The organism is Alcaligenes nematophilus (genome assembly GCF_026344155.1).
Taxonomy (GTDB): domain Bacteria; phylum Pseudomonadota; class Gammaproteobacteria; order Burkholderiales; family Burkholderiaceae_B; genus Alcaligenes; species Alcaligenes phenolicus.
This window is the reverse complement of the sequence record NZ_JAPKMZ010000003.1, coordinates 100,630-117,713: the sequence shown is the minus strand read 5'-3', so window position 1 is coordinate 117,713 and position 17,084 is coordinate 100,630. Positions and strand designations below refer to the sequence as shown.

19 protein-coding genes are annotated in these 17,084 nt (G+C 57.5%); 8 read left to right on the top strand and 11 right to left on the bottom strand.

Annotated features, from left to right (window positions below):
* Positions 1-12: 12 nt before the first annotated feature.
* Positions 13-471, bottom strand: a complete 459-nt coding sequence (locus tag OSH04_RS09270) for a YraN family protein (protein WP_266108317.1) — start codon at positions 469-471, stop codon at positions 13-15.
* Between the two features lie 34 nt (positions 472-505).
* On the opposite strand from OSH04_RS09270, the gene rsmI reads away from it, so the two are divergent.
* Entirely contained in the window at positions 506-1,444 is a 939-nt protein-coding gene (gene rsmI / locus OSH04_RS09265; protein ID WP_266108316.1) for a 16S rRNA (cytidine(1402)-2'-O)-methyltransferase, read from the top strand.
* Positions 1,445-1,455: 11 nt separating this feature from the next.
* Here the strand turns inward: rsmI and OSH04_RS09260 are convergent, their stop codons facing one another.
* The 10 genes from OSH04_RS09260 to OSH04_RS09215 form a co-directional block, all read right to left on the bottom strand.
* The gene (locus OSH04_RS09260; RefSeq protein ID WP_035270291.1) at positions 1,456-2,544 is read right to left on the bottom strand and encodes a septal ring lytic transglycosylase RlpA family protein; all 1,089 of its coding nucleotides are present in this window, start codon (positions 2,542-2,544) and stop codon (positions 1,456-1,458) included.
* On the bottom strand, positions 2,541-3,416 hold the full coding sequence (gene rapZ, locus OSH04_RS09255; protein ID WP_009458649.1) for an RNase adapter RapZ: 876 nt from the start codon (positions 3,414-3,416) through the stop codon (positions 2,541-2,543). Before rapZ ends, OSH04_RS09260 begins: the two co-directional genes overlap by 4 nt.
* Positions 3,417-3,514: 98 nt before the next feature.
* On the bottom strand, positions 3,515-4,441 hold the full coding sequence (gene hprK, locus OSH04_RS09250) for an HPr(Ser) kinase/phosphatase (RefSeq protein WP_009458650.1): 927 nt from the start codon (positions 4,439-4,441) through the stop codon (positions 3,515-3,517).
* On the bottom strand, positions 4,413-4,913 hold the full coding sequence (locus OSH04_RS09245) for a PTS sugar transporter subunit IIA (protein WP_051316301.1): 501 nt from the start codon (positions 4,911-4,913) through the stop codon (positions 4,413-4,415). Before OSH04_RS09245 ends, hprK begins: the two co-directional genes overlap by 29 nt.
* 154 nt (positions 4,914-5,067) lie before the next feature.
* Positions 5,068-5,394 carry a ribosome hibernation-promoting factor, HPF/YfiA family gene (hpf, locus tag OSH04_RS09240; RefSeq protein WP_009458652.1) on the bottom strand — a complete coding sequence of 109 codons (327 nt, stop codon included), beginning with the start codon at positions 5,392-5,394 and terminating at the stop codon, positions 5,068-5,070.
* A gap of 189 nt (positions 5,395-5,583) precedes the next feature.
* Entirely contained in the window at positions 5,584-6,375 is a 792-nt protein-coding gene (gene lptB / locus OSH04_RS09235) for an LPS export ABC transporter ATP-binding protein (protein WP_009458653.1), read from the bottom strand.
* Between the two features lie 18 nt (positions 6,376-6,393).
* Positions 6,394-7,044 (bottom strand): lipopolysaccharide transport periplasmic protein LptA, encoded by a 651-nt coding sequence (lptA, locus tag OSH04_RS09230; RefSeq protein ID WP_060185341.1) that lies wholly within the window; start codon positions 7,042-7,044, stop codon positions 6,394-6,396.
* Entirely contained in the window at positions 7,041-7,661 is a 621-nt protein-coding gene (gene lptC / locus OSH04_RS09225; RefSeq protein ID WP_060185340.1) for an LPS export ABC transporter periplasmic protein LptC, read from the bottom strand. Before lptC ends, lptA begins: the two co-directional genes overlap by 4 nt.
* Positions 7,662-7,663: 2 nt before the next feature.
* Positions 7,664-8,269, bottom strand: coding sequence for a KdsC family phosphatase (locus tag OSH04_RS09220; RefSeq protein WP_080748003.1), 606 nt, complete (start codon positions 8,267-8,269; stop codon positions 7,664-7,666).
* Positions 8,270-8,271: 2 nt separating this feature from the next.
* A complete protein-coding gene (locus OSH04_RS09215; RefSeq protein WP_021447172.1) occupies positions 8,272-9,261 on the bottom strand; it encodes a KpsF/GutQ family sugar-phosphate isomerase in 990 nt (329 codons plus the stop codon).
* Positions 9,262-9,418: 157 nt separating this feature from the next.
* Here OSH04_RS09215 and OSH04_RS09210 point away from each other — a divergent pair, with 157 nt between their 5' ends.
* The 7 genes from OSH04_RS09210 to OSH04_RS09180 all read left to right on the top strand — a co-directional run bounded on the left by OSH04_RS09210 (position 9,419) and on the right by OSH04_RS09180 (position 16,997).
* On the top strand, positions 9,419-9,985 hold the full coding sequence (locus tag OSH04_RS09210; RefSeq protein ID WP_009458660.1) for a GbsR/MarR family transcriptional regulator: 567 nt from the start codon (positions 9,419-9,421) through the stop codon (positions 9,983-9,985).
* Entirely contained in the window at positions 9,978-11,561 is a 1,584-nt protein-coding gene (locus OSH04_RS09205) for a cytochrome ubiquinol oxidase subunit I (RefSeq protein WP_009458662.1), read from the top strand. The genes OSH04_RS09210 and OSH04_RS09205 overlap by 8 nt, the downstream gene beginning before the upstream one ends.
* A gap of 15 nt (positions 11,562-11,576) precedes the next feature.
* A complete protein-coding gene (gene cydB, locus OSH04_RS09200) occupies positions 11,577-12,728 on the top strand; it encodes a cytochrome d ubiquinol oxidase subunit II (protein WP_035270300.1) in 1,152 nt (383 codons plus the stop codon).
* Between the two features lie 14 nt (positions 12,729-12,742).
* Positions 12,743-12,883, top strand: a complete 141-nt coding sequence (cydX, locus tag OSH04_RS09195; RefSeq protein ID WP_009458674.1) for a cytochrome bd-I oxidase subunit CydX — start codon at positions 12,743-12,745, stop codon at positions 12,881-12,883.
* The gene (cydD, locus tag OSH04_RS09190) at positions 12,884-14,584 is read left to right on the top strand and encodes a thiol reductant ABC exporter subunit CydD (RefSeq protein ID WP_266108314.1); all 1,701 of its coding nucleotides are present in this window, start codon (positions 12,884-12,886) and stop codon (positions 14,582-14,584) included.
* Positions 14,581-16,275, top strand: coding sequence for a thiol reductant ABC exporter subunit CydC (cydC, locus tag OSH04_RS09185; RefSeq protein WP_266108313.1), 1,695 nt, complete (start codon positions 14,581-14,583; stop codon positions 16,273-16,275). Before cydD ends, cydC begins: the two co-directional genes overlap by 4 nt.
* A gap of 170 nt (positions 16,276-16,445) precedes the next feature.
* Positions 16,446-16,997, top strand: a complete 552-nt coding sequence (locus tag OSH04_RS09180) for an adenine phosphoribosyltransferase (protein ID WP_009458676.1) — start codon at positions 16,446-16,448, stop codon at positions 16,995-16,997.
* The last annotated feature ends 87 nt before the right edge of the window (positions 16,998-17,084 follow it).

The following is a 17,084-nucleotide window of genomic DNA, read 5'->3' as shown; positions in this document are numbered from 1 at the left end:
ACTTTTTATTTTTCAGCGCTGCTCGAAGGCGTTCTGGATCCAGGTCAGGGTGTCGTCTTCAATGGCGATAACGTCAAATCGGCAGGCGGGCAGCCTGCCCTGGAAATAGCGCTGGCATAGCGTCGGCAGCCATTGTTGGGCTGTCAGGATCAAGCGCCGTTGCTTGTCCCGGTTTACACTGGCAAGCGCCCCGCCGTAGCCCTTGTGATTGCGCTGGCGCACTTCCAGAAAGACAAGATGATCTTGATGCCACAGAACCAGGTCAATCTCCCCAAAGCGAGCACCCAGTTGACGGGCCAGAATATGGGCACCCTGCGCGGTGACATGATCGCAGGCGCGCTGTTCAGCCTGGTCGCCGCATTGCTGGCTGGGAGAGCGCCGTGGCCTGTCCTTTCTGGCTGCAGGAGGACTACGCTGTTTGCGCCGCAGTTGCCGGTTTTGAGCCTGGCGAGCGTATTCAAAGGGATTCATAGGGATACACGATGATCAATAAGCAGGATCAAGCATGAGCGATACCGAAAACCGAACAGGGAATGCCGGCGTCTGGCAAAGCATGATGGACAAGGTGCAAGGTCAGGTCTGGCCACAGTCTTGCCTGTATGTGGTGGCCACGCCCATTGGCAATATGGGAGACCTTAGCCTGCGCGGCTGGCAGGCGCTGGAACTATGCGACATTATTGCGGCAGAGGATACGCGGGCAACCCGTCCTTTCCTGCAGGCTTGGGGCATACAAACGCCTTTGATGGCGGCGCATCGCCATAACGAGGCCCAAGCCGCTCAGGCAATTATCGAGCGTCTGGAGCAGGGGCAGCGAGTGGCCTTGGTATCGGATGCGGGTGCGCCTGCTGTCAGTGACCCCGGTGCTCGCGTCGTACGTTCAGTGCGGGAGGCGGGCTTTCAGGTGATTCCTTTGCCCGGTGCCTCGGCAGTTATTACCGCCCTGATGGGTAGTGGTGCAACCAGTGACGAGAACCCCGCTTTTGCTTTTGCTGGTTTCATGCCGCCCAAAACTGTGGCGCGCCGTAAGTGGCTGCAGCATTGGTCCAGCCTGGGTATGCCGGTATTGATGTTTGAGTCCCCTCACCGTTTGCGTGCGGCCTTGCGCGATATGGAAGAGGTGTGTGGCCCGGAGCGCGAACTGACTTTTGCACGTGAACTCAGCAAGCGTTTTGAGCAGATTCATACCGTGCCTTTGGGGCAGGCCTTGGCCTGGCTGGATGAAGACAGCCACCGCGAGCAGGGTGAATTTGTCCTGATTCTGCATGACGCTGTGCGCGAAGTGGACGAAGATGCACCTGCGCTGGATGCCACTACAGAGCGCTGGATGAAAGCCTTGCTGGAGCAGGTCTCGCTGCGTGATGCAGCCCGGATTGCCAGCCAGGCGACCGGAATTCCTCGTGATGTTCTGTATGCCTGGGGTCTGGCGAACTCGCCCAAGGACTAGGGCGCCTGGGTTTAGCGAACGGCAACCGAAGGGCTCAAGCCCGTTTGCTGCTGGATACGGTAAGCCGCGTTAATTGCTTCGGTCCGATTCTGATACGGGCCAATTTGTACCCGGTACAGATCGTTGTGCATCTGTACTTGGGCATCGCGATACTCTATCTGCGCAATCTGGCGATTCAACTGCTGTGCCAGGGCAGCCGCATTTTCACGGGCAGAAAAAGCGCCAAATTGCAGGTAGACCCGGCTCTGGCCGGACGGGGCCTGCGGCTTGCTGGTGGCAGCGGGCGAGGACTGCACAATCAACTGCTGATCGCTGGCGTCGCTGCTCCAGCTAGGCGAATCGTCCAGCTCCACCTCTATGTCTTGCTCAGACAAGGCGGCCAAGGCGTCCGGCGTGGGCTCCAGCTTTTCGGTAATCACCAGGCTGGATTTGGGAGCCGGAGCGGCGGGAGCCGGCTTGGGAGCCGGAGCCTCGGCAAGTTCAATGTCACCCCGGCCAAAACTACCACTGCGTATTTCTTCCTGTGTGATGGATTCAACCACCACGGTGCCGCTGCCGGGCGCAATCAAGTCCAGCTTGGCGGCGGCAACGTAGGACAAGTCGATGATGCGTGAGCTATGAAATGGCCCGCGGTCGTTAATGCGCACAATGACGGATTTGCCTGTTTTGGGCCGGGTCACGCGGGCATAGCTGGGAATGGGCAAGGTAGGATGCGCCGCCGTCATGGCGTACATATCGTAGGTTTCGCCATTGGCTGTTTTCTTGCCGTGAAACTTGCGTCCGTACCAGGAGGCGGTGCCGGTCTGGGTAAAGGCTTTGTGTGAAGTGTGGGGAACAAAGCTTTTGCCGAGCACGGTATAGGGGCGGGTATTGCTGCGGGCGATGGGTTCTATTCGGGGAACTGCGTCGGGGGTGGCTTGAAGATTGGCTGGGATGCGGGCGTCGGGGCCATCGTCCTTGTAGTAGCCCCCGCCTCGGGGAGCTGAAACGGTGGCCCCTGATTTGGCTTTGGGCTTGGCGCGTTTGGGGCTGGATGCGCATCCGGCCAATAAGGCCAGGATGCTCAGGATGGCGCCTAGTTTGCGTACAGTTGGGCTCATGGGACGGGATTAATGGGCGGTTGATTGCGATGGCGCACCAGCAAGGGGGCGTAATCAGCAAAACGCAGCGCCAGTTGTTCGGTAACGTACACAGAACGGTGCTGACCGCCGGTGCAACCAATGGCGACCGTCAGGTAGTTGCGGGTGTCCTGCATATACAAAGGCAACCAGCGGCGTACAAAGCCGGCAATATCATCCACCATGGTTTCGACAGAACCGAACTGGGCCAGCCATTTGGCTACTGGTTCGTCGCGGCCTGTCATGGGGCGCAGCTCCGGGTCGTAGTGGGGGTTGGGCAGGCAGCGAACGTCGAACACCAGATCTGCATCGCCGGGCACGCCACGCTTGTAGGCAAAGGATTCGAAAGTCAGCACCACGCTGGCGCGGTCGGCTTGCACCAGATCCCGAATCCAGGCGCGCAATTGGCCAGGGGTCAGGTCGGTAGTGTCGATAATGTGACCCAGCTCGCGCAAGGGGGCCGTCATTTCACGCTCAACGGCAATACATTCTTCCAGGGAAGGCGAGCGGCCATCCTGACGCAAGCGGTCTGTCAACGGATGACGACGGCGTGATTCCGAGTAACGCTGCATCAGCGTGTGATCGCTGGCGTTCAGGAACAGGACGCGCAGGGAGTAGCCTTCTTCATTCAGTTTGCTGATGACACCGGGAAGGATGTCCAGATCACCGGCGCCGCGCACGTCAATGGCAACGGCCAGACGCTCCAGCCCTTGTTCGGCAGAGCGCTCGACAAATTCGGCCAGAAATCGGGGTGGCAGGTTGTCGATGCACAGGTAGCCGGTATCTTCCAGCAGGCGCAAGGCAACTGATTTTCCCGAACCGGATATGCCGGTAATCAATACAACTTTCAGCATCGTGGCAAAGGGCTCCGAGTCGCCGCCCGGCGGGCAGCGTTTAGGTGAAACAGGACAAAGCTGTCAGGGCCGTTAAGTGCCAACCGGCCCTTGAGCGCCTAGTCGTCGCGACTATTCATGATAGCCAATGCCTGGCGCTCGATGAAGTCGCCCATGGTATCAATGCCGCGGAAGGCCAGAATGGTGTTGCGCACGGCGGCTTCCACCAGCACGGCCAAGTTCCGGCCTGCGGCCACTTGAAGCATCACGCGTTTGATGTCCACCCCCAGCACTTCCTGGGTCTGGTCCTGTGTAGGCAGACGCTCGAAGCTGTCGGGGTTGGAACGAACCAGGTGCACAATTAGTTTAAGCTTCATTCTACGACGAACGGAGGTTTCGCCGAAAATGGTGCGAATGTCCAGCAGTCCCAGCCCGCGTACTTCCAGCAGGTTCTGCAGCAGGGGCGGGCATTGGCCGTCAATCATGTTGGGCGCCGTGCGGGACAGCTCAACCGCATCGTCTGCGACCAGCCCGTGACCACGGGAGATCAGCTCCAGCGCCAGTTCACTTTTACCCAGACCGGATTCGCCGGTAATTAGCACGCCCAGACCCAGCACATCCATGAACACGCCATGCATGGTGGTTTTGGGGGCCAGACGTTTGCCCAGGTAGATGCGCAGCAAATCGATCAGTTGGGCCGCATCGATAGGGGTGTAGAGCAGCGGCACCCCTTGGGTTTCGCAAAACTGGATCAGATCGTCGGGCGCAACGGCGTCGTTGGCAATGAACAGGGCAGGAACACCGCCTTGCCTGAGATCATCCAGATGATGCAGGCGACGTTTGACGTCAAAGCGGTTGTAAAAAGAGAGTTCTTCAGGACCGAAAACCTGAATGCGGCCAGGGTGGATCAGGTTCAGGTGGCCGACCAAATCCGCGGCAGAGGCGCCAAGATCGGGGATGGGGCGTTGGGCAGCTTGTTTTCCGGCTGCCCAGCTTACCTCGAGCTTGTCATGATTATCATTGACCAGTTCTTGAACTGTCAGCATCGGGGTGTTCCGCGTTGAGATCAGGGGTCTGGGTCAGGAGTTGGTGGATTTGAACAGGGTCCGTTTCCTGGGCCAGCGCCTGGCGGATGTCCTGATCGGCCATCAAACGGGCGATCTCGGCCAACAGGTCCAGGTGAATTTGAGTAGCCGTTTCGGGAACCAGCAAAAAGAACAGCAAGCTGGCGGTACGACCGTCGCTGGCATCAAAACGCACCGGTTCGGCCAAGCGCATGAAAACGGCACAAGGCTCCTTCAAGTCCTTGATGCGGCCATGCGGGACGGCTACGTCGTGGCCAAGGGCAGTGGAGCCCAGACGCTCGCGAGCGATCAGGCTATGGAAAACGGCTGTCCGGGCAATGCCGTGATGGTTCTCGAAAATCAGTCCGGCTTGTTCAAAAGCGCGCTTCTTGCTGGTAACAGCAAGATCCAGAACCACGTTGGACAAAGGCAAAATACGCGACAAGAGATTCATGACGGCCATTATAGGGGGGAATGTTTTTTAGCTAAACATTTTTTGGATGGCTAACAACAGGCGGACACTGTGCCAAGAAACACAAAACCCCGAACTTCTGAAAGAACGGGGTTTGTCGGCAGGCGGCTATGCCTGCTGTAACAGTTCGGCGTGATCAGGCTGCCGGAACTTCGAGCCGCTTGGCGGGCTCATGCGCATGGCTGTTTGCCTTTTCCTTGTATTTCAGAATCTGGCGGTCGATCTTGTCGGCTAGCAGATCGATGGCGGCATACAAGTTTTCGTCTGAAGAGGCGCAGTGTATATCTTTGCCGGGGACACGGACGGTCACTTCGGCATTGTGCTTCAGGCGTTCAATGGAAAGCATAACCTGCGAGTCAACCACGTTGTCGAAGTGCTTTTCAATTCGACCAATTTTGCTTTTGACGTAGTCGCGAATGGCAGGAGTTATGTCAAGATTACGGCCAGTGATGTTAAGGCTCATATAGGCTCTCCGTAGTAGTCAAACAACATGTTTCAGAGGGGGGAATATCTTCGTGTTTAGCCTCCTTACTACTGATCTTGGATATTCCAGTATACCTATATGTTGGTCAGATAACATGACCTGGATCAATCTGCAGTGTGCAGGAAAACCCTTGCTCCGACAGGCCCCGTTACAGGGCCACAAGTCGGCTTACATTCGGAAGTTCGAGCCCAGGTAAACCTTGCGCACGGCTTCGTTATCGATGATCTCGGACGGGTGCCCGCTGGTCAGTACCGTGCCTTCGCTGATGATGTAGGCGCGGTCACAGATGCCCAGGGTTTCGCGCACGTTGTGGTCGGTAATCAGCACACCAATATTGCGGCCTTTCAGAAATTGCACAATGCGCTGAATTTCGATCACGGCGATCGGGTCCACCCCGGCAAAGGGTTCGTCCAGCAGAATGAAACGAGGGTTGCTGGCGAGCGCGCGGGCAATTTCTACGCGGCGGCGCTCGCCACCAGACAGGGATAGGGCGGTATTTTGACGAATGTGCGCAATTTGCAGCTCGCTGATCAGGGTTTCCAGGCGCTCGTTGATGTCGTTCTTGCTGATGCTGCGGCCGTTATCGTCCAGCTGCAGCTCCAATACGGCGCGGATGTTTTCTTCGACCGTCAGGCGGCGAAAGACGGAAGCATCCTGGGGCAGATAGGACAGGCCCAGCCGTGCCCGCTTGTGCATGGGCATGGCGGTAATGGGCGTGCCATCAATTTCAATACGGCCTGCATCGGCGGGCACAATGCCCACAATCATATAGAAGCTGGTGGTTTTACCAGCCCCGTTCGGGCCTAGCAGGCCCACCACTTCGCCGCTTTCCACATTCAAAGAAACATCCTGCACGACCGTACGTTTGCCGTAGGTCTTGCGCAGTCCCTGGGCAATCAGACTGCCTTTGGTCGAGTGGCTGGCGCGAGTAGGGGTAGACGGGTTGTTAGAAGCAACCATGATTCAAGGGGGTCCGGGCTATTTGCGGGGGGAGGACTTGCGTTGGCATTCGGCCAGAGCAGCATCGGCATTGGCGCGTGGGCGGGCCACAGAGCGGACCCGGCCATCACGTGTGGCGGAGTCCGAACCACCAAAGGCCTGGTACGTGCCATCTTTTTGGCGGTAGATAATGCGCTGGCCCTGGACAGAGTCCTGCAGCTTGCCGCAAACATAACGATTGACGACTGCCTTGCCAATCAGCTCGACCTCTTCGGTTTTGCCGTTGTAAATAGCTCGGACACCTTCGGCGACCATCAGTTCAAACTTGGCCGGGTCTTCCTGACGAATCGTCACGCGGGCGCGCTCGCTGACCGTGGCCGTGCCGTGCTGGAAACCTTCCGCGTCCTGCTCGATGGCCAATTGGTCAGCCATCAAGGTCATGGCGCCACGGGTCAGGATGATGTTGCCTTTGTAAATGGTCTGCTTGGCAATATCGTCGTAAGTCAGGGTATCGGACAGCACGGAGGTGTCCGGTTCGGCGGCAGCAGAGGCAGCCGCTTGGGCCAGAGCAGGGGCCGTAGGCAGCAAAGCCAGGCTGGCAGTGCTCAGGCACAGGGCCAGGGCACCACGCAAAAGGCTAAGAGAGAGCTTGGGCTTGTGGCCCAGGCGGGCGCTGTCAGGCGTGGTCATGGAGGGGAATCCTTAGAGCTATTGGAAGAACGCGCTTTTTGTGTTTGTTGGCCGGAGATTTTAACGTCGGATTCCGACATGACGTTCAATTGGCGAACGCGATTATCGTAACGCATCCCGGTACCGCGCATGGTGGATTGGCCGTTGACGACCAGGGCCGGTTCGTTGGTGTACACCACGTCCTCTTCGGGCAGGATGATCAGCACTTCGCTGCGCACGTCCATCGCCTCGTCATCGGGTGTGGCCTGGCGGTGAATATGGGCATTGCCTTTCATGGTGATGGTGTCCCCGCCTGCATTCATATGTGCCGTGTCGGAAGTGGCAATGGTCAGGGGCGAATCGGCCCGGTTGCTGACCGCGCGCGGGGCCGTAATGTCGTGCGAGTCGTCATCCGGGTAGTGATAGGCAATCTTGCCATCCAGCCGGCTGATGGCCATCCCGGTTTGGTCGGAGCTGATCATGGTGAAGTCGCGCGCCCAGGAGTCGGGTTCGTGGGTAATGCGGCGCGGCGGGTCAATGGCGACCGAGCTTTGGGTGTAATCGACCGCCCACAGCGTTGCCAGCACCAGCAAGGTCAGCAACAACAGGGAAATGACGGTGGGTAGACGGTCACGCATGATTACTGGATGACTCCCGTGGTCTTCAAAGGACCACCTGTAATAAAGGGCGCAAGGCGACCCTGGGAGGCCAGGATGGCATCACAGCATTCGCGCACTGCGCCGTGGCCGGCGGGCTGTGTGGCTACCCAGCTGGCAATTTGACTGATATAGAAGGGGGCTTCAGGCACGCTGGCGGAAAAACCCACGCGCTGCATGGCGGGCAAGTCGATCAGATCGTCGCCCATATATCCCACTTCACTTAGGGACAGGCCGTTTTCCTGAGCCAGCTGGGTCAGGATGGCAATTTTGTCGCGTACGCCCTGGTAAACAAAAGGAATGCCCAGTTCGGCAGCGCGACGCGATACGATGCCGCTTTCGCGTCCGGTAATCAGGGCGACATTAATGCCGCTTTCGCCCAGCATGCGTAAACCGTGGCCGTCCAGAGCGTGAAAGCTCTTGAACTCCTCGCCGTTCGCGCTGTACCACAGGCGTCCGTCGGTCAGCACGCCGTCCACGTCAAACACCATCATGCGCAACTGACGTAATTGGGTGCGCACGTTCTCGGGCAGCTTGGCCAGAATTTGAGCTTCAGCGGGATGGAGCGGGATGGTGGGCGTATTCATCATGATCAGATTACCTTTGCAGCCAACAGGTCGTGCATGTGCAGAGCTCCCAATAGTAGCCCGTTTGTGTCCAATACCAGCATTTGGCTGATACGCAGGGCATCCATTTGCTCGGCTGCTTCAATGGCCAGGGCTTCGGCGGCAATGCTGCGCGGTTCGCGCGACATGCCTTCAGATACTGGCAGATTGCGTATATCGCCGGCACGAGCAATCAGGCGGCGCAGGTCGCCATCGGTGAACATTCCAACGGGGTGGCCTTGTGCGTCCGTGACAATAGTCATGCCCATGCCTTTGCTGGACATTTCTATCAGGGCATCGGGAATCAGGGTCTCGGGGGATACGATAGGCAGTTGTTCGCCGCTGCGCATGATGTCGCGCACAAACGTCAGTAGTTGACGGCCCAGCGCACCACCGGGGTGGGAGCGGGCGAAGTCTTCGCGGCTAAAGCCTCGTGCTTCCAGGCAGGCAACGGCCAGTGCATCGCCTAATACCAAGGCGGCTGTGGTACTGGCCGTGGGAGCCAGGTTGAGTGGGCAGGCTTCATGTTCTACATGGGCATCCAGATGCAGGTCGGCATTTTGGGCCAGTTCGGACTGGGCATTGCCGGTGATCGCAATCAGTTTGGCGCCCATGCGGCGCAGCACAGTCAGCACCGTGACCAGTTCCTGGGCCTGCCCAGAGTAGGAAATGGCAATGACCACGTCCTGCTTGGTAATCATGCCCAGGTCGCCGTGCAAGGCTTCGGCAGCGTGCATGAAAAAAGCGGGAGTGCCGGTCGAGGCCAAGGTAGCCGCGATCTTGCGCGCTACGTGGCCGGACTTGCCTATGCCGGTCACCACCACACGGCCCTGACAGTGCACGAGCAGTTTGGTGGCTTCTACAAAACTTTGGTCCAGACGCCCGCCCAGCGCTTGTAACGCGTCAACTTCAATGGCGAAGGTGCGTTGTGCCGAGGACAGGATATGTGCGGGGTCTAAAAGTGCCGGTGTATTCATGGCGAAATTGTAAACGTGAAGTGTCTGCTTGGCATGTAGATTTGCAGGAGGCAAATTGTAAGGTCAGATGGCCTTGGACCAGTGGCAAGCCGAATAGTTTAGGGTTAAGATACGTCTTGTTTTGTAATTTCAGTAATTACTGAAAATTCAGGAAGCCATGAATCTAGGACCACAGGCAGAGCGTTTTATTCTGCACTTTGGGGAGATGGGCGGGCGCTGGGGGGTCAACCGGACGGTGGGCCAGATCTATGCGCTGCTGTTCATTGCCCCCGAAGCCCTCCACGCCGACGAGATCGCTGAAACGCTAGGCATCTCCCGCTCCAATGTCAGCATGAGCTTGCGCGAGTTGCAGTCCTGGCGACTGGTCAACATGACGCACAAGATTGGCGAGCGCCGCGAATACTTTGAATCTCCCAAGGATGTATGGGATATTTTCCGTACTTTGGTGGAGGAAAAGCGTAAGCGCGAGATTGATCCCACATTGACCTTATTGCGAAGTATCCTAATGGAAGCGCCCGTCAATGACGAAGAGGAATATGGGCAGCAGCGCATTAACGAAATGCTGGAATTGATCGAGTTGGCTTGTGGTTGGTTTGACGAGGTTCATCACTTACCGCCCGAAACCCTGCAAAATCTGATGCGTTTAGGTAGCAAAGTTCAGAAAGTGCTGGGGTTCGCCGGGAAGATTCGCAAAGCTGATCAAACTGGGGGTCGTCATGATTGATCTGGATGTCGTTACCTTGTCGCGGTTGCAATTTGCTTCCACCGCGATGTTCCACTTTTTATTTGTTCCCTTGACGCTGGGCCTGTCTTTTTTGCTGGCCATTATGGAAAGCGTCTATGTCATGACGGGCAAGGCCATCTGGCGCCGCATGACCAAGTTCTGGGGCGTACTCTTTGGCATTAACTTTGCCCTGGGTGTCGCAACCGGGATTGTGATGGAGTTTCAGTTCGGTATGAACTGGGCCTATTACAGTCACTATGTAGGCGATATTTTCGGCGCACCGCTAGCCATTGAAGGTTTGATGGCTTTTTTCCTGGAAGCAACCTTTGTCGGCCTGTTCTTTTTCGGCTGGGATCGCCTCTCCAAGCTGGGACACCTGATTGTTACCTGGCTGGTTGCCATCGGTACCAACCTGTCGGCCCTATGGATTCTGGTCGCTAACGGCTGGATGCAAAACCCGGTCGGCGCCATCTTCAACCCCCACACCATGCGTATGGAAATGACTGACTTTGCCGAGGTCATTCTCAATCCCGTTGCGCAAGCCAAAGTTGTTCATACCGTCAGTGCCGGCTATGTCCTGGGTGCCATGTTCGTGATGGGCATCAGTGCCTGGTACTTGCTGCGTGGTCGCCATATTGATCTGGCCAAGCGCTCGATGACGGTAGCGGCCAGTTTCGGCTTGGCAGCGTCCCTGTCCGTGGTGGTGCTGGGTGATGAAAGTGGTTACCTGACTACTGAACACCAGCAAATGAAGATCGCAGCCATGGAATCCATGTGGGAAACCGAGGAAGCCCCTGCCAGTTTTAATCTCTTGGCCTGGCCTGATCAGGAGGCCCGTGAAAACCGCTTTGCCGTGGAAATTCCATGGGTGATGGGTTTGATCGGTACACGCTCAGTCAGTACCCCCATGCTGGGCATTAATGAACTGGTCGAACATGCCAAGATTCGTATTGCCAATGGCTTGCGTGCTTACGAGGCACTGCAGCTGGTGCGCGCTGATGACAGCAATATCGAGGCCCGCCGCGTCTTTGACAATAACTGGAAAGACCTGGGCTATGCCTTGCTGCTCAAGCGTTATACGGACGACATTACCAAAGCCGATACCGAGACCATCGCCCAGGCTGCCTGGGATACGGTGCCACAGGTTGCCCCCCTGTTCTGGAGCTTCCGTGTGATGGTGGCGCTGGGGCTGTACTTCATCCTGTTCTTTGGCGTGGCTTTTGTGCTGGCATCGCGTGACCGACTGCAACGTCACCCGCGCTTGCTTAAAGCAGCGGTCTGGAGCATTCCCCTGCCTTGGATTGCGATCGAATGTGGCTGGTTTGTGGCCGAGTTCGGACGTCAGCCCTGGGCGATTGAAGGTGTCTTGCCTACCTACTATGCGGCCTCTGGTCTGTCCTTTGTGGACTTGATGATCAGTATGACCATCTTCCTGTTGCTCTATACCACCTTGGCGGTGATTGGCATCAAGGTCATGTTGCACTCGGTGCGTAAAGGGCCGGACGAGGCTGGCGAGACCGCCACACCTTCCGCTTTGTCTTATGGTTCGCGCAACGCTCCGTTGCTGCGCGGTTAAGGAGGGGGAACCATCATGGAAAATTTGATTCTTCTCGATTACGACACCTTGCGCATCATCTGGTGGTTGCTGCTGGGCGTTTTGTTGGCGGCATTTGCCATCATGGACGGGGCCGACCTGGGTGTGGCCATGGTGTTGCCGCTGGTTGCTCGCACTGATGATGAGCGGCGCACGTTGTACAACGTGATTGGCCCGGTCTGGGAAGGTAACCAGGTTTGGTTGATCGTGGCCGGTGGTGTGGCCTTTGCGGCCTGGCCTTTGCTGTATGCCATGGCTTTCTCGGGCTTTTACCTGGCCATGATGTTGCTTTTGGTCGCCTTGATTGTTCGCCCGGTGGCCATCAAGTACCGCAGCAAGCTCAGCTCGTCGCGCTGGCGTCGTAACTGGGATGCGATCTGGACCGCCTCCGGTCTGGTTTGTGCTCTGGTGTTTGGTGTGGCTATTGGGAACGTGATGCTGGGCGTACCTTTCGGCTTTGACGAGACCACGCTACGTCCCATGTACCAAGGCAACTTCTTCGGTCTGTTCCAGCCCTTTGCCATTCTGTGTGGTTTGCTCAGCGTTCTGATGCTGGCTTTCCAAGGTGCGGTGGTTGTTGCCTGGAAGGGCAGTGATCATGTGGCTCGTCGTGCGCGTGCCTGGGCCATGCCTTTGGGCCTGCTGTCCATTGTGGCTTTTGCTGCCGGCGGCTGGTGGATCAGTGCCATGAATGGCTATAGCATGCCTTGGCCCGAGGCGGCCCACGCCATGTCCAACCCGATTGGCAAGACGGTCGATATGGTTGAAGGTGCCTGGTTGGCTAACTATCGTACCTGGCCTGCCTTGTGGGCAGCCCCCATTGTCGGTTTTGCGGGCTTGCTGTTTGGCGCCTTGCTGGCTGGTCGTGGCCGCGGCTTGTTGGCTCTGCTGTTCTCGTCCTTGGCACTGGCTGGCATCATTCTGACTTTCGGTTTTGCCGTCTTCCCATTCCTGCTGCCTTCGTCCTTGAACCCCGGTTCCAGCCTGACCCTGTTTGATGCCTCTGCCAGTCATCTGACCTTGTGGATCATGCTGCTGGTGACACTGGTGTTCTTGCCCATCATCGTGCTCTATACCTCCTGGGTGTATAGCGTAATGCGAGGCAAGGTGTCGGTTGCCAGCATGAAAGATTCTTCTCATTCTTACTAAGGAGGCCAGCGCATATGTGGTACTTCTCTTGGGTTCTAGGTTTGGGTCTGGCCTGCGCATTCTCCATCCTGAATGCGATGTGGTTCGAGCTGCGTGAAAACACGGCTTTGCAGAGCGCAGCCGCCTCCAAGGCTAAAGCAGATATCGAGGTCTGATTGACACCGCAAAGTCCAACGGCGCAACAATGGCTGGGGCAATTTTCCAGCCGCGCCCGCACGGCTTTGCGGGCTTCCATGCTGGCCCCTGTGCTGGCCGGCGCTTTACTGATTCCTCAGGCCTGGTTGCTGGCAAAGATTGTGCAGGCAATTGTGGTCGATGGCTTGCCCTGGACCGGGCAGCTTTTCTCTATCCTGATGGTGGCCGCACTTTTGTTGCTGCGTGCCGCCATTTCTGCTTTTGGCGAGCGCCGTGCGCAAAAGGTTTCAGAACATCTGAAACAAGGGCTGCGCTCCGAGCTGTTTGCCCGACTGTTCCGCAGTACGATGCCGCGTTTGCGGGCCAGCAATAGCGGCGAACTGTCCACCAGCTTGATCACGCAAATTGAAGCCCTGGATGGCTTTGTGACGCGTTACATTCCTTGCATGGCAGCGGCGGCCCTGGTGCCTTTGGCACTAGTGCTGGCAGTGTTGCCGGTGGATGGCATTGTGTCCTTGATTCTCTTGTTGAGCACGCCCCTGATTCCCCTGTTCATGGCCTTGGTGGGCTGGGGGGCGGAAGCGGCCAGCCGTGAACAACAACAAACAACGCTGCGACTGTCCGGCTTTTTCGCCGACCGGCTGCGCGGCATTTTTACCCTTAGCTTGATGGGGCGTGGGCAGGACGAGTTGCAGCGTGTGGAATTGGCCAGTCAGGAGCTGCGCACACGTACCATGAAAGTGCTGCGAATCGCGTTTTTATCTTCGGCTGTGCTGGAGTTCTTCGCGGCATTGGGTGTGGCCGGGATAGCCGTCTACATTGGCTTGGGTTACCTGGGCTATCTGGGCGAGTCCTTCTCGGGCATTAGCCTGCAACAAGGCTTGTTCTGTTTGCTCCTGGCTCCGGAGGCCTACCAGCCCTTGCGCCAATTGGCCGCTAATTATCATGATCGGGCAGCGGCGCGTGCGGCTGCGGTAGAAGTTGACAGGCTGTGGGCAAACTTGGGCCAGGATTTGATTCCTGCGGCTCCCACCAGCGCCGACAATGAAGCGGTTTTTCCCAACTTGCCGGTACTGGTATTGCGTCATCTGCATTTGCCGCAGTTGGGCGGGCAGGGGACCTTGCTGGAAGTGCCCGGCCTGCAACTTTATATAGATCAGTCTTACGCCTTGCTGGGGGCCAGCGGCTCCGGCAAGACCAGTCTGCTGGAAAGCCTGATTGGTTTGCGCCCCTTGGCGCAGGGTGAAATTTTGCTGCGCAATAGCGATACTGCCGGGCGCTTGCTGACGCGCCATGATGGCGTCGTACTGATTTCCCAGCAGGCCTTTTTAGCCATGGGGACCATTGCCGATGGCTTGCGTCTGGCAGCCCCACAAGCCAGTGATGAACAGCTGTGGCAAGCCTTGCAACAAGCCTGTGCAGCCGAATTTGTACGGGCCTTGCCCGATGGTTTGCAAACGGCGCTGGGCGAGGGTGGTTTTGGTCTTTCCGGTGGCCAGATTCAGCGTTTGGCACTGGCCCGCCTGTTTTTGACAGACCCGCATGTGGTTTTGCTGGACGAACCCAGCTCCCGCCTGGATGCGGCGACCCGGGATCGTGTCATGCGCAATATTCTGCGCTTCTGTCAGGGGCGTTGTCTGGTCGTGGCCACGCATGACCAGCAACTGGCGGCCATGTGCTCGAACCAACTGCACATTGCCCAAGGAGTTCTGACGGCATGAAAGCGTGGTTTCGTCTTTTAGCTTCCAGCCTGCGCGAACGACGTGGGGCCGTATTGTTTACAGTTCTGCTGGCGATCAGTACGGTGGCCGCGGGTGTCGGCCTTTTGGGTGTGGCTGGTTGGTTTCTAAGCAGCGCTTTTCTGGCTACGTTGGGCATCGTATTCAATCTGTTTGGCCCTTCGGCCATGATTCGCGGCCTGTCTTTTTGGCGTATCGCCTCCCGGTATCTGGAGCGCGTCGTCGGTCATGCCCTGACGCTGGATTTGCAAGTACGTATTCGCAGCCTGGTTTTCGGACGCTTGAGCCGATTCAGTCAGTCGCGCTTGGCCCAGTTTCGAGATGGGGAGCTGGCTTCCAGTCTGACCTCTGACGTGGCTGTGCTGGATCTGGTGCTTTTGCTGATTTTGGTGCCGCTGACTACGGCTGTGGTGGCTGGTCTGGTGTTTAGCGCTGTGCTGCAAACCTGGCTGTCCTGGTGGGCCTGGCTGATTCTGGCTTGTTTGCTGATTGCCGCTTGTTTGATTCCGTATATTTGCGCCCGTGGCGCCAGCCGTGCAGCCCAGCAAGTCCATCAACTGGAAAACCGCCAGCGTGTTCTGGTGCATCAGGCCATCCGCGCCTATGCTGATATTCAGGTGTTTGCCGCTGCGGATGCCGTGCAGGAACAAGTGGACAAGCTGGGACTGGAACTGGGGCAAGCCCGTTTGCGCAGTAATGGCTGGGGCATTGTCGGGCAGTTTTCCCAGCAGGTCTTGATGGGCGTGGCCTTGATGACCTGCCTGCTGGTTGGAGCGCAGCAGGTCAATCTGCAAGCCATGAGCGGCCCCTTGTGGGTGGGGCTGGTGCTGGCTTTGCTGGGCTTGTTCGAGATCATGGCACCCATGATGCGCGGTGCGTCCCGCTTGGGAGAGGTTCAGGCAGCCAGCAATCGTTTGCTGACAATTCTGGACGAGCCCGAGGAAACCGATCAGGCGCAAGGGCAGGCGATTGCGTTGGACAAGCCAGCCTCCCTGGAAATCACAGATCTGAATTTTGCCTACGGTTCACAGCCTGTATTGGAGCAGTTGTCGCTGCAAGTCCAAGCTGGCGAGCACATTGCTATTTTTGGCCCCAGTGGTTCCGGCAAGTCCACCTTGCTGGGTGTGCTGATGCGCTTGTTGCCTGTTTCGGGAAAGCAGTATCTGGTTGAGGGTAAAGCAGCCCAGCATTGGAGCCGCACCAGTTGGTTTGATCATTGCGCCTTGCTGGCACAGGACTCGCCGCTGTTTCTGGGTTCGGTGCGAGATAACCTTTTGCTGGCAGAACCGGCAGCCTCAGAGCAACAAATCTGGCAGGTGCTTCACGACGCCCAACTGGACAGTGTGGTACGTGAATTACCCCAAGGGCTGGATACCTGGCTGGGTGAGGGGGGGCAGCAATTGTCCCTGGGGCAGCAGCGCCGCCTGTGTCTGGCACGTGTGCTGTTGTCGCCTGCCCATATCTGGTTTCTGGACGAGCCTACGGCCAGTCTGGATGGCCCGACCAGCCAGGCCTTGATGCGGGATATTCTGGCTGCAGCGCAAGGAAAAACCGTGATTATGGCAACCCACGATACCCGTTTGCTGCCTTTGGTCGATCGTGTTTACCAGTTTGAAGCGGGGCGCTTGCAGGGCAAATCAAGCCTGGAAATAAATGCTTTAGAACCAAACTAAAAGGACGCTGCGGGTCAAGTCTGCAGGGATTTTTGCTCAATCGCGTCGTATTAGTACAACTTACGAGCACAAGCCGGGTGAGCCCTTGTTGCTGCTGCCCAATTGTGTACACTTGCAACGTATCCAAGTGCGCCCTTCGCGCCCGGATTTTTTGTTGTAGAAGCTTTGACATGCAAATTGATCCCACCCAGTACATCCGTCAAATCATTCGCAATGTGCCGGACTGGCCCAAGCCAGGGGTGACTTTCCGCGATATCACCACCGTCTTGCAGGACCCGCGCTCCTTCCGCGTTCTGATTGACCTTTTTGTCTACCGTTACATGGGACAAAAGCTGGATCTGGTGGCGGGTGTGGATGCGCGTGGCTTTATTGTGGGCTCGGTTCTGGCTTACGAGCTGAACTTGGGTTTTGTGCCTGTGCGCAAGAAAGGCAAGCTGCCTTTCAATACCGTGGCCGAAGAGTATTCCCTGGAATATGGCAATGCCAGCGTCGAGATGCACACGGACTCCGTGCGCCCCGGCCAGCGTGTCCTGCTGATTGACGACCTGATCGCTACTGGCGGTACTTTGCTGGCGGCGGCTCGTTTGCTGCAGCGCCTGGGTGCCAACGTGGTGGAAGCTGCCGCGATTATTGATCTGCCTGAACTGGGTGGATCCAAGGCCGTGACAGATTCCGGCTTGTCGGTTTACACCGTCTGTAGCTTTAACGAATCTGACCGCTAATTGCCAGGACCGGCGTATTGCCGGTTTGGCTTTGTAGCCTGAATCCCTGCCATGCCCGGAGCATCGCAGGGATTTTTCATGTCTGTC

Excerpts from the sequence above, each read along its gene's own strand:
- OSH04_RS09270 (WP_266108317.1), bottom strand. The coding sequence starts at position 471 with ATGAATCCCTTTGAATACGCTCGCCAGGCTCAAAACCGGCAACTGCGG.
- rsmI (WP_266108316.1), top strand. The coding sequence starts at position 506 with ATGAGCGATACCGAAAACCGAACAGGGAATGCCGGCGTCTGGCAAAGC.
- OSH04_RS09260 (WP_035270291.1), bottom strand. The coding sequence starts at position 2,544 with ATGAGCCCAACTGTACGCAAACTAGGCGCCATCCTGAGCATCCTGGCC.
- rapZ (WP_009458649.1), bottom strand. The coding sequence starts at position 3,416 with ATGCTGAAAGTTGTATTGATTACCGGCATATCCGGTTCGGGAAAATCA.
- hprK (WP_009458650.1), bottom strand. The coding sequence starts at position 4,441 with ATGCTGACAGTTCAAGAACTGGTCAATGATAATCATGACAAGCTCGAG.
- OSH04_RS09245 (WP_051316301.1), bottom strand. The coding sequence starts at position 4,913 with ATGAATCTCTTGTCGCGTATTTTGCCTTTGTCCAACGTGGTTCTGGAT.
- hpf (WP_009458652.1), bottom strand. The coding sequence starts at position 5,394 with ATGAGCCTTAACATCACTGGCCGTAATCTTGACATAACTCCTGCCATT.
- lptB (WP_009458653.1), bottom strand. The coding sequence starts at position 6,375 with ATGGTTGCTTCTAACAACCCGTCTACCCCTACTCGCGCCAGCCACTCG.
- lptA (WP_060185341.1), bottom strand. The coding sequence starts at position 7,044 with ATGACCACGCCTGACAGCGCCCGCCTGGGCCACAAGCCCAAGCTCTCT.
- lptC (WP_060185340.1), bottom strand. The coding sequence starts at position 7,661 with ATGCGTGACCGTCTACCCACCGTCATTTCCCTGTTGTTGCTGACCTTG.
- OSH04_RS09220 (WP_080748003.1), bottom strand. The coding sequence starts at position 8,269 with ATGATGAATACGCCCACCATCCCGCTCCATCCCGCTGAAGCTCAAATT.
- OSH04_RS09215 (WP_021447172.1), bottom strand. The coding sequence starts at position 9,261 with ATGAATACACCGGCACTTTTAGACCCCGCACATATCCTGTCCTCGGCA.
- OSH04_RS09210 (WP_009458660.1), top strand. The coding sequence starts at position 9,419 with ATGAATCTAGGACCACAGGCAGAGCGTTTTATTCTGCACTTTGGGGAG.
- OSH04_RS09205 (WP_009458662.1), top strand. The coding sequence starts at position 9,978 with ATGATTGATCTGGATGTCGTTACCTTGTCGCGGTTGCAATTTGCTTCC.
- cydB (WP_035270300.1), top strand. The coding sequence starts at position 11,577 with ATGGAAAATTTGATTCTTCTCGATTACGACACCTTGCGCATCATCTGG.
- cydX (WP_009458674.1), top strand. The coding sequence starts at position 12,743 with ATGTGGTACTTCTCTTGGGTTCTAGGTTTGGGTCTGGCCTGCGCATTC.
- cydC (WP_266108313.1), top strand. The coding sequence starts at position 14,581 with ATGAAAGCGTGGTTTCGTCTTTTAGCTTCCAGCCTGCGCGAACGACGT.
- OSH04_RS09180 (WP_009458676.1), top strand. The coding sequence starts at position 16,446 with ATGCAAATTGATCCCACCCAGTACATCCGTCAAATCATTCGCAATGTG.